Genomic DNA, 12,436 nt, shown 5'->3' with positions numbered 1-12,436 from the left:
GGACGGCCGGGGTGGCCGGGGTGGTGGTGGCCGTGGTGTTGCCGCCGGCGGCGGTGGGCGAGGCGGTCGCTGTGGTCATGCTGCCACCTTGATGCCTGCCGACCTCTTAGGGCAAGTGAGATTTTGTGCGAGATATCGCGTAGCATCTCTTACATGTTGAACCTGGAACGCCTCCGCACGCTGTACGCCGTGTCCCGCCACGGCTCCGTGAGCGGCGCCGCCGAAGGGCTGCACGTCACGACCTCGGCCGTCTCCCAGCAGCTGGCCAAACTGGAGCGCGAGACCGGGCAGCAACTGCTCGCCAAGAACGGCCGCGGCGTGCGGCTCACCGACGCCGGGCGGCTGCTCGCCGACCACGCGGCGCGCATCCTCTCCCAGGTCGAGCTCGCCCAGGCCGACCTCGAGGCGCAGCGCGGACAGGCGGTCGGGGAGCTGATGATGGGCGCCTTCCCCACCGCCGTCCGCGGCATCTTCCCCGACGTCCTGTCCAGGCTGCGGATCGCCCACCCCAAGCTGCGGGCCCGGCTGCAGGAGATGGAGCCCGATGAGTCGGTGCCCGCGGTGGTCCGCGGCGACATCGATCTCGCGGTCGTCCTGGACTGGTACAACAAACCGCTGCCGATGCCCGACGGGCTGGTCAAGGCCCCGCTGCTGGACGACCCGGTGGATGTGGCGATGCCCGCCGACCACCCCCTGGCCGACCGGGAGGCGGTGGACCCGGAGGAGTTCGCGGACGACGAGTGGATCTCCTGGCCCCAGGGCGGGTTCTGCTTCGACTGGCTGATGATCACCCTGCGCGGCAAGGGCCTCGAACCGCGCATCTGCCACACCGCGCGGGAGCACCACACCCAGCTCGCGCTGATCGCCGCCGGGCTCGGCGTCGCCGTGGTGCCCCGACTGGGCCGCGGCGTGGTGCCAGAGGGGGTGCGGGTGGTGCCGGTGCGCCAGCACACCATGCGGCGCCATGTCTACGCCATCTGGCGCGCGGACGCCGACCGCAGGCCCTCGATCCGGGCGGCGGTCGACGTCCTGCGAGGAGTGGGGGAGCGGTTCGGCGGCTGAGCGGGGCTGAGGGGCCTGTTGGGACGGACTAGGGGAGCTTGCGGAAGTCCCAGGAATTGATCGTGTCGGGCGTCAGGCGCAGCCACGCATGGCGGCCGTCGTACGGCATGGCGGACAGCCCGAAGTACTTGGCCGCGAACAGCCGCTCGGGCGTGTCGAGCTCCGGGCACGGCTCGCCGGTGCGCGGCGCCTCGCCGACGATCGCCACCCGGCCGGCCAGCTCGACGCCGCGCAGCTCCCCGTACTCATGCCCGTCGTCGATCACCACGGCGACCCGGGGGTCCCGCAGCAGCTGCGCCCAGCGGCGGCTGCGGGTCAGCGAGTACAGCCACAGCGAACTGCCGTCCCAGCCGAACCACAGCGGGCTGATATGCGGCCGCCCGTCCGCCCCGACCGTCGCCACCCGGCAGGTGCGCTGTTCGGCGAGGTAGGCGTCCAACTCCGGCTGGGTCATCATGATGCGGCGGCCCCGCCGCTGGGTCACGGCCATCGGTCCCGGCACCTCCCGCTGACTGGTGTGTGCCGCACAGGATGCGGCCTCTTCCTTCCATAAGCAATGGCGACTAGCCTCGCGCGGCCGGACCGGCCCGCCGCCCGCAGGAGGCCAACCATGCCCTCGTACGCCCGCGAAACCCTGTCCGAGCTGCTGACCCCCGCCACCTGCGCGCTGCTTACCGTGGAGTGCCAGCGCGGGGTGGTCGGCCCGCACGGCGCCCTGCCCGAACTGGCCGCCGCCGCCCGCGAGACGGGCGCGCTCGACACGGTGGCGCGCCTGGTGTCGGCGGCGCACGACACGCCCGTACAGGTGCTGCACGCGGTGGCGGAACGGCGCGCCGACGGGCGTGGCGCGAACCGTAACGCGCGGCTGTTCCGGGCCGCCGAGCGGCTGCCGGTGCGGCAGCTGACCGGCAGCGACGCGGTACGGATCGCCGAGCCCATCCCGGTCGCGCCGGAGGACCTGATCGTGCGGCGGCTGCACGGCCTGTCGCCGATCGCCGGGACGGACGTGGACGCCCTGCTGCGCAATCTGGGCTGCCGCACCCTCGTCATCACCGGCGTGTCGGCCAATGTGGCGATACCCAACGCGGTCTTCGACGCGGTCAACCTCGGCTATACGGCCGTGATCCCCGCCGACGCCATCGCCGGGGTGCCCGTCGACTACACCCCGGCGGTGATCCGCAACACCCTCGCCCTCGTCGCCACGGTCACCACGGCCGAGGAGATCATCGCCTGCTGGCGCCGGTCCCGGGCGCGATGAGGCCGCGGCCGTCAGGCCATCGAGATGGTGTCGCCCTGCACCTTGATCTCCGCGGAGGTCAGCGGCTTGGTCGCCGGACCGTGCTTCACGCTGCCGTCGGCGATGTTGAACTTGCTCCCGTGGAACGGACAGTTGATCGTGCCGTCGGAGACATCCCCGAGCGGCTTTCCCATGTGGGGGCAGACCGACGAGAACGCCTTGAACTCGCCCGCCTTGGGCTGGGTCACGACGACCTCGTGGTCCTTGAAGACCTTCCCGCCGCCCTCGGGGATGTCGGAGGTCTTCGCCAGCTCCATCCCGCCGCCCCCGCCGGTCTGGCCCGAGTCGCCGGCTCCGCTGCTCTTCGACGCTTCCGAGCCGGAGTCGCCGTCGCTGCCGCACGCCGCGAGCGCGGCGGCGAGCCCGGCCGCTCCACACGCGGTCATAAAGGCGCGGCGGGTGCTGGTGGGTCGCCCGGTGATCGCCGATTCCGCCATGGTGGTGCCTCCTGGTGAGGGTACGTTTCCGCCTGGTGAGGGTACGTTTCCGCAAGACAATACGTGCGGGGCACTCCGGACGTTCAGCCGTCGCGCAAAGCGTTTGCGCCGCTCAATAGGCTGGGCGAATGCTCCCTGAAGTCACCGCCACCCGGTATGTCACACCGCTGAGAGAAGGCGGATCACTGCCCGGCATCGTCGAGGCCGACGACCTCGGCACCTACGTCATGAAGTTCACCGGCGCCGGGCAGGGCCGCAAGACCCTGGTCGCCGAGGTCATCTGCGGGCAGCTGGGCCGCCGCCTCGGGCTGCGCGTCCCGGACCTGGTACGGATCCAGCTCGACCCGGTGATCGGCCTGGCCGAGCCGGACGAGGAGGTCCAGGATCTGCTCAAGGCCAGCGGCGGGCTCAACCTCGGCATGGACTACCTCCCCGGCTCGCTGGGCTTCGACCCGCTGGCCTTCGGGGTGGGCCCCGCCGAGGCCGGGCACGTGGTGTGGTTCGACGCGCTCATCGGCAACGTCGACAGGTCCTGGCGCAACCCGAACATGCTGGTCTGGCACGGCCGGCTGTGGCTCATCGACCACGGCGCCACGATGATCTGGCACCACAGCTGGCGCGGCGCCGACGCGGTGGCCGCCAAGCCCTACGACGCCTCCGACCACGCCCTGGCGCCCTTCGACCCCGACGTCGCGGCGGCCGCCGAGGCCCTGGCGCCGCGGGTCACCGAGGAGCTGCTGACCGAGGTCGCGGCCGACGTCCCCGACGAGTGGCTGGTCGACGAGCCCGGCTTCGACAGCCCGGACGCGGTGCGCCGCCGCTATGTCGAACTGCTGCTGGAGCGCGCCGCTACGATCAGCGGCCGGATCACCCTCGGCGACCAGCGGCCGCCGAATGGGGACAAGCCGTCCCAGGCCCCGGAGTGGCTGCGGATCTGGGTCGAGGGAAAGGCGTCGGAGTGAGCGGGCGGACGGGCGGCCGGGAGGTCTTCGAGTACGCGCTGCTGCGCGTGGTACCGAGGGTCGAGCGCGGCGAGCAGATCAACGCAGGTGTCGTGGTGTATTGCCGGGCCCAGTCCTTTGTGGCGGCCCGCACCCATCTGGACGAGGCCCGGCTGCTCGCGCTGGACCCCGAGGCGGATGTGGCGGGCGTACGGGCGGCGCTCGCGGCCGTGGAGAACGTGTGCTGTGGCGGGGAGCGGGCCGGACAGGCCGCCGGTGACGACCCGGGACGCCGCTTCCGCTGGCTGGTCGCCCCCCGCTCCACGGTCGTCCAGCCGGGCCCGGTGCACACCGGTCTGACCCGTGACGCGGAGGCGGAGACGGAGCGCCTGCTGGACCTGCTGGTGCGCTGAGCACGCGCGTGATGGGCGTGCGGTGGTCCGGTCGTTGACATGGCGTAGCGGGCCTTCTAGCGTCTCGTACGCTGAAGCGACTAAGCGGTCGCTCACCGTCTTCGTCGTCCGGGCGGTGAGCCCCCACCGAGGCGAGGAGAACCCGCATGTCCACCACCGAGCAGCGCGTCGCCATCGTGACGGGCGCCGCCCGCGGCATCGGCGCGGCCACCGCCGTGCGCCTGGCGCAGGAGGGGCGCGCCGTCGCCGTGCTCGACCTCGACGAGGCGTCCTGCGCGGACACCGTGAAGAAGATCACCGAGGCGGGCGGCACCGCCATCGCCGTGGGCTGCGACGTATCCGACGCGGCCCAGGTGGAGACCGCGGTCGGGCGAGTCGCCGAAGAGCTCGGCGCGCCGGTGATCCTCGTCAACAACGCGGGTGTGCTCCGCGACAACCTGCTCTTCAAGATGAGCGACACCGACTGGGACACCGTCATCGGCGTCCATCTGCGGGGCGCGTTCCTGATGTCGCGCGCCTGCCAGAAGTACATGGTGGACGCGGAGTACGGCCGGATCGTCAACCTCTCCAGCAGCTCGGCCCTCGGCAACCGCGGACAGGTCAACTACTCCGCCGCCAAGGCCGGCCTCCAGGGCTTCACCAAGACCCTGGCCATCGAGCTCGGCAAGTTCGGCGTCACCGCCAACGCCGTGGCGCCCGGTTTCATCGCCACCGATATGACCGCCGCGACCGCCGCCCGCGTCAACATGGGGTTCGAGGAGTTCCAGGAGGCCGCCGCGAGCCAGATCCCGGTGCGCCGGGTCGGCAAGCCCGACGACATCGCCAACGCCATCGCCTTCTTCACCGGTGACGCGGCCGGATTCGTCTCCGGTCAGGTCCTGTACGTGGCCGGCGGCCCGCTCAACTGACGGGAGACACCGACCACATGACCGCGGAAACTTCGGACAGCGGCCGCGCCGCGCTCATCACGGGCGCGAGCCGCGGCATCGGCTACGGCATAGCCGAGGCACTGGTGGCGCGCGGCGACCGGGTGTGCATCACCGGGCGCAACGAGGACGCACTCAAGGAGGCCGTCGAGCGGCTGGGCTCCGACCGGGTGATCGCCGTGGCCGGCAAGGCCCACGACGAGGCGCATCAGGCCGTCGCCGTCGAGCGGGCGATGGAGGCGTTCGGGCGGCTGGACTTCCTCATCAACAACGCCGGCACCAACCCGGTCTTCGGACCGATCGCCGACCTCGACCTGGGCGTGCTGCGCAAGGTCTTCGAGACCAACGTCGTCTCGGCGCTCGGCCTCGCCCAGCGGGTCTGGAAGGCGTGGCAGAAGGAGAACGGCGGGGCGATCGTCAACATGGCCTCGGTCGCCGGCATTTCGACCTCGCCCTTCATAGCGGCGTACGGTGTGAGCAAGGCCGCCATGATCAACCTCACCGCGCAGCTCGCCCATGAGTTCGCGCCCGGGGTGCGGGTCAACGCCATCGCCCCGGCCGTGGTGAAGACCAAGTTCGCCGCCGCGCTGTACGAGGGGCGCGAGGAGGAGGCCGCCGCGGCGTACCCGCTGGGGCGGCTGGGCGTGCCCGAGGACATCGGCGGCGTGGCCGCGTTCCTCACCTCCGACCAGGCGGCCTGGATGACCGGGCAGACGCTGGTGGTCGACGGCGGCATCTTCCTCAACGCCGGAGTCGGCTGAGGGCTTGCGTTGGCGCGCACTCCAAGGAGCACAGTCTCAGGTGTCGGATCCGACCGGGTCCGGCACCTGAGGCTTTCGCGGACTTCCGCATGAGGGCGGACTTTCGCGGACTTCCGCATGAGGAGAGATACGTACGATGCGCTATCTGACCCTGTCGGGCGGCACCGGGCCCGAGGTGAGCGCCCTGTGCCTGGGCATTCTCCCGTTCGGCAGCACCGTCGACGAGGAGACGTCCTTCGCCGTCCTCGACCGCTTCACCGAGGCGGGCGGGACCTTCGTCGACACCGCCAACAACTACTCGATCTGGGCGCCGGGCGGCACCGGGAACGAGAGCGAGGAACTGCTCGGCCGCTGGATGCGCAGCCGCGGCCGGCGGGAGAACACCGTGGTCGCCACCAAGGTCGGCGCCCGGCCCGACCCCGCGCGGGGCGGCGAGTGGCCCGCCAACTGGCAGGGGCTGGCCGCCGACACCGTGCGCGGCGGCATCGAGGGCAGCCTGCGGCGGCTGGGCACCGACCGCGTCGATCTGTACTACGCGCATATCGAGGACCGCACGGTGCCGATGGAGGAGACCGTCGGCGCGTTCGCCGAGCTCGTCGCCCAGGGCAGCGTCTCCGTCCTGGGCTGCAGCAACCACGCCTCCTGGGCGGTGGCGGCGGCCCGGCAGTACGCCGCCGACCGCGGTCTGGCCCGCTACAGCTGCGTCCAGCAGCGCTACACCTACCTCCAGCCGCGGCCCGGCGCCGACTTCGGCACCCAGGGCTTCGCGGGCATCGACCTCGTCGAGTACATCGGCACCCAGGAGGACATGACGCTGCTGGCGTACGGTTCGCTGATCCACGGCGCGTACACCCGCGACGACAAGCGCATCCTGGAGCAGTACGGCCACCCGGGCACCGAGCGGCGGCTGAGCGCGCTGCGCGAGGTGGCGAAGGAGACCGGCGCGACCCCGAACCAGGTGGTGCTCGCCTGGCTCATGGGGGCGCACAAGCCGGTGATCCCGGTGCTCGGGGTGAGCTCCGTGGCCCAGTTGGAGGAGGCGCTGGGCGCCGTCGACCTGGAGCTCGCCCCCGAGCTGCGGGCGAAGCTGGACGCCGCCTGAGCCGTTGTCGGTGGTCGCCGGTAGGTTCTGAGGTACGTCAAGAGAACGAACACCGGAGGTTGTTGACGTGACCGACATGCTGCCCGAGTCCTGGCGCGGCGTCCTCGGCGAGGAGCTGGACAAGCCCTACTTCAAGGAGCTCACCGAGTTCGTCGAGGAGGAGCGGGCCAAGGGCCCCGTCTACCCGCCGCGTGAGGAGGTCTTCGCAGCTCTGGAGGCCACCCCGTACGACCAGGTGAAGGTGTTGATCCTCGGGCAGGACCCGTATCACGGCGAGGGCCAGGGGCACGGGCTGTGCTTCTCGGTGCGCCCCGGCGTCAAGACCCCGCCGTCGCTGCGGAACATCTACAAGGAGATGCAGGCGGAGCTCGGCCACCCGATCCCGGACAACGGCTATCTGATGCCGTGGGCCCGGCAGGGCGTGCTGCTGCTCAACGCGGTGCTGACGGTCCGGGCCGGCGAGGCCAACTCCCACAAGGGCAAGGGGTGGGAGAAGTTCACCGACGCGGTGATCCGCGCCGTGGCCTCCCGCCCCGACCCGGCCGTCTTCGTGCTGTGGGGGAACTACGCGCAGAAGAAGCTGCCGCTGATCGACGAGGAGCGGCACGCGGTGGTCAAGGGCGCGCACCCCTCGCCGCTGTCGGCGAAGAAGTTCTTCGGCTCCCGCCCCTTCACCCAGATCGACGAGGCGATCAAGGCCCAGGGGCACGCGCCCGTCGACTGGCGGATCCCGAACCTGGGCGCCCAGGCCGGGTGACCGTCCTCACGGGGTGACCGGCATCAGCCCAGGTCGTACTCGAAGCTGTACGGGGTGGTGGACTGGCCGGTCATGGCCACGAAGCCGCCCTTGCCGGTGAGCCCCGCCAGCTCCCCGGTGCCGGAGCCGGGCACCACCTCCAGCGAGCAGTGGATCTTGCCGTCCTCGCCGAAGGCGCCGTGCTGTACGAAGACGAAGCTGCCGGTGCGCCCGCCGAGGGTGCCGGTCACCAGCTCGTAGCCGGCACAGACGCCCGTCTTGTCGGTGAAGTAGGTGATCGCGTACTCGCAGGTGGTGCGCTCCGCCTCCAAGGTCCCGGAGAAGCTGTTGGTGACCGTGGCGCGGGCCAGCTTCAGGCCGTCACCGGCCTCGCCGACGGTGCTCTCGTCCCAGTTGGCAAAGGCGAACGTGCCGGTGGCGTGCGTGGTCATGCGGTGTCCTTCCGATGGTTCCGGGGCTCCGCGCGATCCGTGCCCCGCGGGCCGAGGAGTACATTGCCCGCCGTACCTGACATCTTTTGTCAGGTACGGCGGCACAATGGGAGCCATGCGCGCCGACCGCCTCCTCTCCCTGCTCCTGCTGCTGCAGAACCGGGGGCGGATGACCGCGCCTGAGCTCGCCGCGGAGCTGGAGGTCTCGGTCCGCACGGTCTACCGCGACATCGACGCGCTCGGCGCGTCCGGCATCCCGATCTACGCCGACCGCGGCCCGGTCGGCGGCTACCGGCTGCTCGACGGCTACCGCACCCGGCTGACCGGGCTCACCGGCGACGAGGCCGACTCCCTCTTCCTGGCCGGGATGCCGGGCCCGGCCACCGAGCTGGGCCTGGGCGCCGATCTGGCCACCGCCCAGCTCAAGCTGCGGGCCGCGCTCCCGGCGGAGCTGGGGGAGCGGTCCCGGCGCATCCAGGAGCGCTTCCACCTGGACGCGCCCGGCTGGTTCCGCGACGCCGAGGAGGTGCCCCACCTCGGCGCGGTCGCCGAGGCGGTGTGGCGGCCTCGGGTGCTGCGCGTGGACTACCGCCGCTGGCGCGGCGAGGTGCGGCGCAAGCTCCACCCGCTGGGCCTGGTACTCAAGGGCGGCATCTGGTACCTGGTGGCGCGCGCGGAGAGCGCGGAAGGTGCAGGGAGCGGCACGGAGAACGTGCGCACCTACCGCGTGTCGCGGATTCTGAACGCCGAGGTCCTGGAGGAGACCTTCGAGCGCCCCACCGGATTCGACCTGGCCGGCCACTGGGCGGAGTCGTCCCGGCGGCTGGAGGAGATGCGCTTCCAGGGCGAGGCGGAACTGCTGCTCACCCCGCGCGGACTGCGGCTTCTCCCGATGAAGTTCGGCGCGGCCGGAGAGGCCGCCGTCGCGGCCGCGGGCCCGCCCGACGCGGACGGCCGGGTGCGGGTGGTGCTGCCCGTGGAGTCGCTGCCCGTCGCCACCCACGACGTGCTGTGGCTGGGCGCGGAGGCCGACGTACTCGGCCCGCCCGAGCTGCGCGAGGCGGTCGCGCGCACCATCACCGAACTGGCCCAGCGCTACGCCCCGTCGGGCTGAGTACGTGAGCGCGCTGCCCCGGATCGCCGTTGGCTGCGGCTAGTTTCGAAGGAGTGTCGGCACACGGGAGGCCTCGATGGCGGGAGCACGGCGCAGGGCGTCCGAGGGCGACGCGGTGCCGACCAGGATCGGGCAGGCCGTGATGCTGCACCGCGGCGGCGACCGGGAAGAGGCGCGCAACCGCCTGGCCGAGCTGTGGCGGGAAGTCCACGACGGCGGGGCCGGTGGCGACCCCTTCCACCGCTGCGCCCTCGCCCACTACATCGCCGACACCCAGGACGACCCGGCCGACGAGCTGATGTGGGACCTGCTGGCGCTCGCCGCGGCCGACCGGATCGTCGGCGCGGACGGCCGCCCCGCCGCCACAAAGGTGCGCGCCTTCTACCCCAGCCTCCACCTCAACCTCGCGGCCGACTACGCGAAGCTCGGCCAACGGGAGGCGGCCCGCGGCCAGCTCGCCCTGGCGCGGGCCAGCGCCCGGGGGCTGGCCCGCGGCCCGTACGGCGACGGCGTACACGCCGCGATCCGCCGGCTCGCGCTGCGGCTGGGCGCGGCAGGGGGCGGGCCGCCGCTGGGAGGCCCGCCGGGGTGAGGTCGGGGGTCAGGACCGCTGGAGGGAGACGGCGAGCGCGTACAGCCGGGTCGTCTGCTCGGACCTGCTGTTGTTGTCCGAGATCTGTAACTCCTTTACAGCGCACCGGAGTTCCGCGGTCCGCTCTCGGGAAAGTCGGCATCGCCGACCGGCCCCCGTATGCTGCCGGGGCGGAACGAACGAGGGAGACGGCATGAGGGTGGGCTGTATCGGGCTCGGGGACATCGCTCAGAAGGCATATCTGCCCGTGCTCATGGCCCGGCCCGGACTCGAACCGCATCTGCTCACCCGCACCCCGGCCACCCTCCAGCGGGTCGGCGACGCCTACCGTGTCCCCGAGGCCCACCGCCACACCGATCTGGACGCACTCCTCGCGGCGGGCCTCGACGCCGCCTTCGTCCACGCCCCGACGGCCGCGCACGCCGCCCTCGTCACCCGGCTCCTGGAGGCCGGGGTGCCGACGTATGTCGACAAGCCGCTCGCCTACGAGCTGGCCGACAGCGAGCGGCTGATCGGCCTCGCCGAGCGCCGCCGGGTCAGCCTGATGGTCGGCTTCAACCGGCGCTACGCCCCCGGCTACGCACAGTGCCTGGACCACCCGCGCGATCTGATCCTGATGCAGAAGAACCGCGTCGGCCTCCCGGAGGATCCGCGCACCCTCGTCCTCGACGACTTCATCCACGTCGTCGACACCCTGCGCTTTCTCGTGCCCGGTCCGGTCGACCACATCGACGTACGCGCCCGGATCCGCGGCGGGCTGATGCACCATGTCGTCCTGCAGCTGTCGGGCGACGGGTTCACCGCGCTCGGCACCATGAACCGGATGAGCGGCTCCACCGAGGAGATCCTGGAGGTCTCCGGGGCCGACACCAAGCGGCAGGTCCTCAACCTCGCGGAGATCGTCGACCACAAGGGCCAGCCGAGTGTGCGCCGCCGCGGCGACTGGGTGTCGGTCGCCCGGCAGCGCGGTATCGAGCAGATCGCCCTGGCCTTCCTCGACGCCGTGCGCTCGGGCACCCTGCTGACGGCCGAGGACGCGCTGCGCACCCACGAGCTGTGCGAGCGGGTCGTCAAGGACGCGCTGGAGAACCAGAGTCCCGCCGGCGCCTGAGCGCGCCCGCGCCCTCCACCGCGCAGTAGGCGCCGAGCGCGGCCAGCGACCCGTACACGGTCCACGGTCCGGACCGCACATACGGGCTGGTGCCCCGGGCCAGCGGCACCTCGTAGACCATGGCCGCACTGGTGTTGGTGCCCATCCGCCCGCCCACCGGCTCGCCGCGCGGCCCGAAGACCGCGCTCACCCCGGACAGGGTCGAGTGCACCATCGGCCGCCAGGTCTCCGCGGAGCGCAGCGCGGCCAGCGAGGCGTGCTGGGCGGGCGCCCAGCTGTGCTGGAAGGTGGAGGTCGCCGACTGTACGACCAGCACCTGCGCCCCGTCCCGCGCCAGATTGCGGCTCATATCGGGGAACGCGGACTCGAAGCAGACCAGCGGCCCGATGCGCAGACCGTCCGGCAGGTGCATCACGACCTGTTCCGTGCCGCGCCTGCGGTCCTCGGGCGCCGCCTTGCCCACCGAGGTGGCCCAGCCCAGCACCGACCGGAACGGGATGTACTCGCCGAACGGCACCAGCCGCATCTTGTCGTACCGCTCACCGGTGGGGCCGTGGGGACCTATCAGCACCGAGCTCTTGTAGATGCCCGGCCGGTCGCTGCGCCGCGCGTCCACGTTGACCAGCAGATCCGCGCCGACCCGCCGGGACAGCGCGGCCAGCCGCCGGCCCAGGTCCGGCCGCGCGGCCAGGTCCTGGCCGACGCTGCTCTCGCCCCAGACGACCAGGTCGAGATGGCGGCCGGTCAGCTGCCGGGTCAGCTGCTCGCCGCGGTCGAAGCGCGGTCCGGGGACATTGATCACGCCCGGCTGCACCACCGCGATCCGCGCAGTGCCCGCCGGCCTGGGCACCGGCGCCCAGCTCCACACCCCGGCGACCGCCGCGGCACACGCCATGACCCCGGCCAGCGCCACCCGGCGCGTCCCGGCCACCGCGGCCAGCAGCGCCAGCGCGACATTCACCAGCACGATCAGAAAGCTGACCAGCCACACCCCGCCCACCGACGCCACCCGCAGCGCGGGCTCCACCTCCCACTGGCTCGCCCCCAGCAGCCCCCACGGCCCGCCCAGGTACTGCCAGGACCGTACGAGCTCGGCCATCAGCCACGCGGAGGGCAGCAGCACCAGGGCGGCCGCCGCCCGCCCCGGGCCCGGCCGGCCGTGCAGCAGCCTGCGCACCAGCCACCCCCAGGGCAGCCACAACAGCCCGAGCAGTGCCGCGAGCACCACGATGAACACATGCAGGCTCGGCATCAGCCAGTGGTGCACCGCCAGCAGAAACCCCGCCCCGCCCAGCCAGCCGTCCAGGGCCGCCCGCCGGCCGGTGGGGGCCGAGCGGGCCAGCAGGATCCACGGCACCAGCGCCACGTACGCCAGCCACCACAGCGACGGTTCGGGAAACGTCAGCGCGGGCAGCGCCCCGGCCAGGGCCGCCGCGACGCCGCGGGTCCACGGGGAGGCGAGCCCGCCCCGCCACCGGGCCGCCCACCGGCC

At 72.3% G+C, this 12,436-nt stretch carries 15 protein-coding genes; 11 read left to right on the top strand and 4 right to left on the bottom strand.

Annotated elements, in window-relative coordinates; genetic code table 11:
- Positions 1–153 precede the first annotated feature (153 nt).
- A complete protein-coding gene (locus CCN51_RS36820) occupies positions 154–1,062 on the top strand; it encodes a LysR family transcriptional regulator (RefSeq protein WP_014181325.1) in 909 nt (302 codons plus the stop codon).
- Between the two features lie 28 nt (positions 1,063–1,090).
- Here the strand turns inward: CCN51_RS36820 and CCN51_RS36815 are convergent, their stop codons facing one another.
- Entirely contained in the window at positions 1,091–1,552 is a 462-nt protein-coding gene (locus CCN51_RS36815) for a pyridoxamine 5'-phosphate oxidase family protein (RefSeq protein WP_014181326.1), read from the bottom strand.
- Between the two features lie 120 nt (positions 1,553–1,672).
- On the opposite strand from CCN51_RS36815, the gene CCN51_RS36810 reads away from it, so the two are divergent.
- Complete coding sequence (locus CCN51_RS36810; RefSeq protein ID WP_014181327.1) at positions 1,673–2,320, top strand: isochorismatase family protein; 648 nt, start codon at positions 1,673–1,675, stop codon at positions 2,318–2,320.
- An 11-nt stretch (positions 2,321–2,331) separates the two neighbouring features.
- On the opposite strand, the gene CCN51_RS36805 is transcribed toward CCN51_RS36810, so the two are convergent.
- Entirely contained in the window at positions 2,332–2,796 is a 465-nt protein-coding gene (locus CCN51_RS36805; RefSeq protein ID WP_014181328.1) for a Rieske (2Fe-2S) protein, read from the bottom strand.
- A 128-nt stretch (positions 2,797–2,924) separates the two neighbouring features.
- Between CCN51_RS36805 and CCN51_RS36800 the strand changes: the two genes are divergently transcribed.
- From CCN51_RS36800 to ung, 6 genes are all read left to right on the top strand, one after another.
- Positions 2,925–3,758, top strand: a complete 834-nt coding sequence (locus tag CCN51_RS36800) for a HipA family kinase (protein ID WP_014181329.1) — start codon at positions 2,925–2,927, stop codon at positions 3,756–3,758.
- Positions 3,755–4,150 (top strand): DUF3037 domain-containing protein, encoded by a 396-nt coding sequence (locus CCN51_RS36795; protein WP_014181330.1) that lies wholly within the window; start codon positions 3,755–3,757, stop codon positions 4,148–4,150. Before CCN51_RS36800 ends, CCN51_RS36795 begins: the two co-directional genes overlap by 4 nt.
- A gap of 146 nt (positions 4,151–4,296) precedes the next feature.
- Positions 4,297–5,058 (top strand): 3-oxoacyl-ACP reductase FabG, encoded by a 762-nt coding sequence (gene fabG, locus CCN51_RS36790; RefSeq protein WP_014181331.1) that lies wholly within the window; start codon positions 4,297–4,299, stop codon positions 5,056–5,058.
- A gap of 17 nt (positions 5,059–5,075) precedes the next feature.
- Positions 5,076–5,837, top strand: a complete 762-nt coding sequence (locus tag CCN51_RS36785; protein ID WP_014181332.1) for an SDR family oxidoreductase — start codon at positions 5,076–5,078, stop codon at positions 5,835–5,837.
- A gap of 136 nt (positions 5,838–5,973) precedes the next feature.
- Entirely contained in the window at positions 5,974–6,939 is a 966-nt protein-coding gene (locus tag CCN51_RS36780) for an aldo/keto reductase (protein ID WP_014181333.1), read from the top strand.
- A 76-nt stretch (positions 6,940–7,015) separates the two neighbouring features.
- Entirely contained in the window at positions 7,016–7,696 is a 681-nt protein-coding gene (gene ung / locus CCN51_RS36775; protein WP_043492379.1) for a uracil-DNA glycosylase, read from the top strand.
- 23 nt (positions 7,697–7,719) lie between these two features.
- On the opposite strand, the gene CCN51_RS36770 is transcribed toward ung, so the two are convergent.
- On the bottom strand, positions 7,720–8,127 hold the full coding sequence (locus CCN51_RS36770; RefSeq protein WP_014181335.1) for a DUF3224 domain-containing protein: 408 nt from the start codon (positions 8,125–8,127) through the stop codon (positions 7,720–7,722).
- Between the two features lie 115 nt (positions 8,128–8,242).
- Here CCN51_RS36770 and CCN51_RS36765 point away from each other — a divergent pair, with 115 nt between their 5' ends.
- The 3 genes from CCN51_RS36765 to CCN51_RS36755 all read left to right on the top strand — a co-directional run bounded on the left by CCN51_RS36765 (position 8,243) and on the right by CCN51_RS36755 (position 10,944).
- Positions 8,243–9,241: a helix-turn-helix transcriptional regulator gene (locus CCN51_RS36765; RefSeq protein WP_014181336.1), complete on the top strand. Its 999-nt coding sequence runs from the start codon at positions 8,243–8,245 to the stop codon at positions 9,239–9,241.
- A gap of 76 nt (positions 9,242–9,317) precedes the next feature.
- Positions 9,318–9,833 carry a hypothetical protein gene (locus tag CCN51_RS36760; RefSeq protein ID WP_014181337.1) on the top strand — a complete coding sequence of 172 codons (516 nt, stop codon included), beginning with the start codon at positions 9,318–9,320 and terminating at the stop codon, positions 9,831–9,833.
- Between the two features lie 193 nt (positions 9,834–10,026).
- A complete protein-coding gene (locus CCN51_RS36755) occupies positions 10,027–10,944 on the top strand; it encodes a Gfo/Idh/MocA family protein (RefSeq protein WP_014181338.1) in 918 nt (305 codons plus the stop codon).
- Here CCN51_RS36755 and lnt read toward each other — a convergent pair.
- Positions 10,904–12,436: apolipoprotein N-acyltransferase (gene lnt / locus CCN51_RS36750; protein WP_245881746.1), on the bottom strand; the 1,533-nt coding region annotated here is incomplete at its 5' end. The genes CCN51_RS36755 and lnt overlap by 41 nt on opposite strands.

The sequence above is a fragment of the Streptomyces milbemycinicus genome (genome assembly GCF_002154605.1).
Classification (GTDB): Bacteria; Actinomycetota; Actinomycetes; order Streptomycetales; family Streptomycetaceae; genus Streptomyces; species Streptomyces milbemycinicus.
Note: the sequence above shows the minus strand (reverse complement) of the source record. Positions and strands in the feature narration are given on the sequence as shown.

Coding starts and splice junctions, on each gene's coding strand:
- CCN51_RS36760 (WP_014181337.1), top strand. CDS start 9,318: ATGGCGGGAGCACGGCGCAGGGCGTCCGAGGGCGACGCGGTGCCGACC.
- CCN51_RS36785 (WP_014181332.1), top strand. CDS start 5,076: ATGACCGCGGAAACTTCGGACAGCGGCCGCGCCGCGCTCATCACGGGC.
- CCN51_RS36810 (WP_014181327.1), top strand. CDS start 1,673: ATGCCCTCGTACGCCCGCGAAACCCTGTCCGAGCTGCTGACCCCCGCC.
- CCN51_RS36800 (WP_014181329.1), top strand. CDS start 2,925: ATGCTCCCTGAAGTCACCGCCACCCGGTATGTCACACCGCTGAGAGAA.
- CCN51_RS36805 (WP_014181328.1), bottom strand. CDS start 2,796: ATGGCGGAATCGGCGATCACCGGGCGACCCACCAGCACCCGCCGCGCC.
- CCN51_RS36815 (WP_014181326.1), bottom strand. CDS start 1,552: ATGGCCGTGACCCAGCGGCGGGGCCGCCGCATCATGATGACCCAGCCG.
- CCN51_RS36765 (WP_014181336.1), top strand. CDS start 8,243: ATGCGCGCCGACCGCCTCCTCTCCCTGCTCCTGCTGCTGCAGAACCGG.
- ung (WP_043492379.1), top strand. CDS start 7,016: ATGCTGCCCGAGTCCTGGCGCGGCGTCCTCGGCGAGGAGCTGGACAAG.
- CCN51_RS36755 (WP_014181338.1), top strand. CDS start 10,027: ATGAGGGTGGGCTGTATCGGGCTCGGGGACATCGCTCAGAAGGCATAT.
- fabG (WP_014181331.1), top strand. CDS start 4,297: ATGTCCACCACCGAGCAGCGCGTCGCCATCGTGACGGGCGCCGCCCGC.
- CCN51_RS36820 (WP_014181325.1), top strand. CDS start 154: ATGTTGAACCTGGAACGCCTCCGCACGCTGTACGCCGTGTCCCGCCAC.
- CCN51_RS36770 (WP_014181335.1), bottom strand. CDS start 8,127: ATGACCACGCACGCCACCGGCACGTTCGCCTTTGCCAACTGGGACGAG.
- CCN51_RS36780 (WP_014181333.1), top strand. CDS start 5,974: ATGCGCTATCTGACCCTGTCGGGCGGCACCGGGCCCGAGGTGAGCGCC.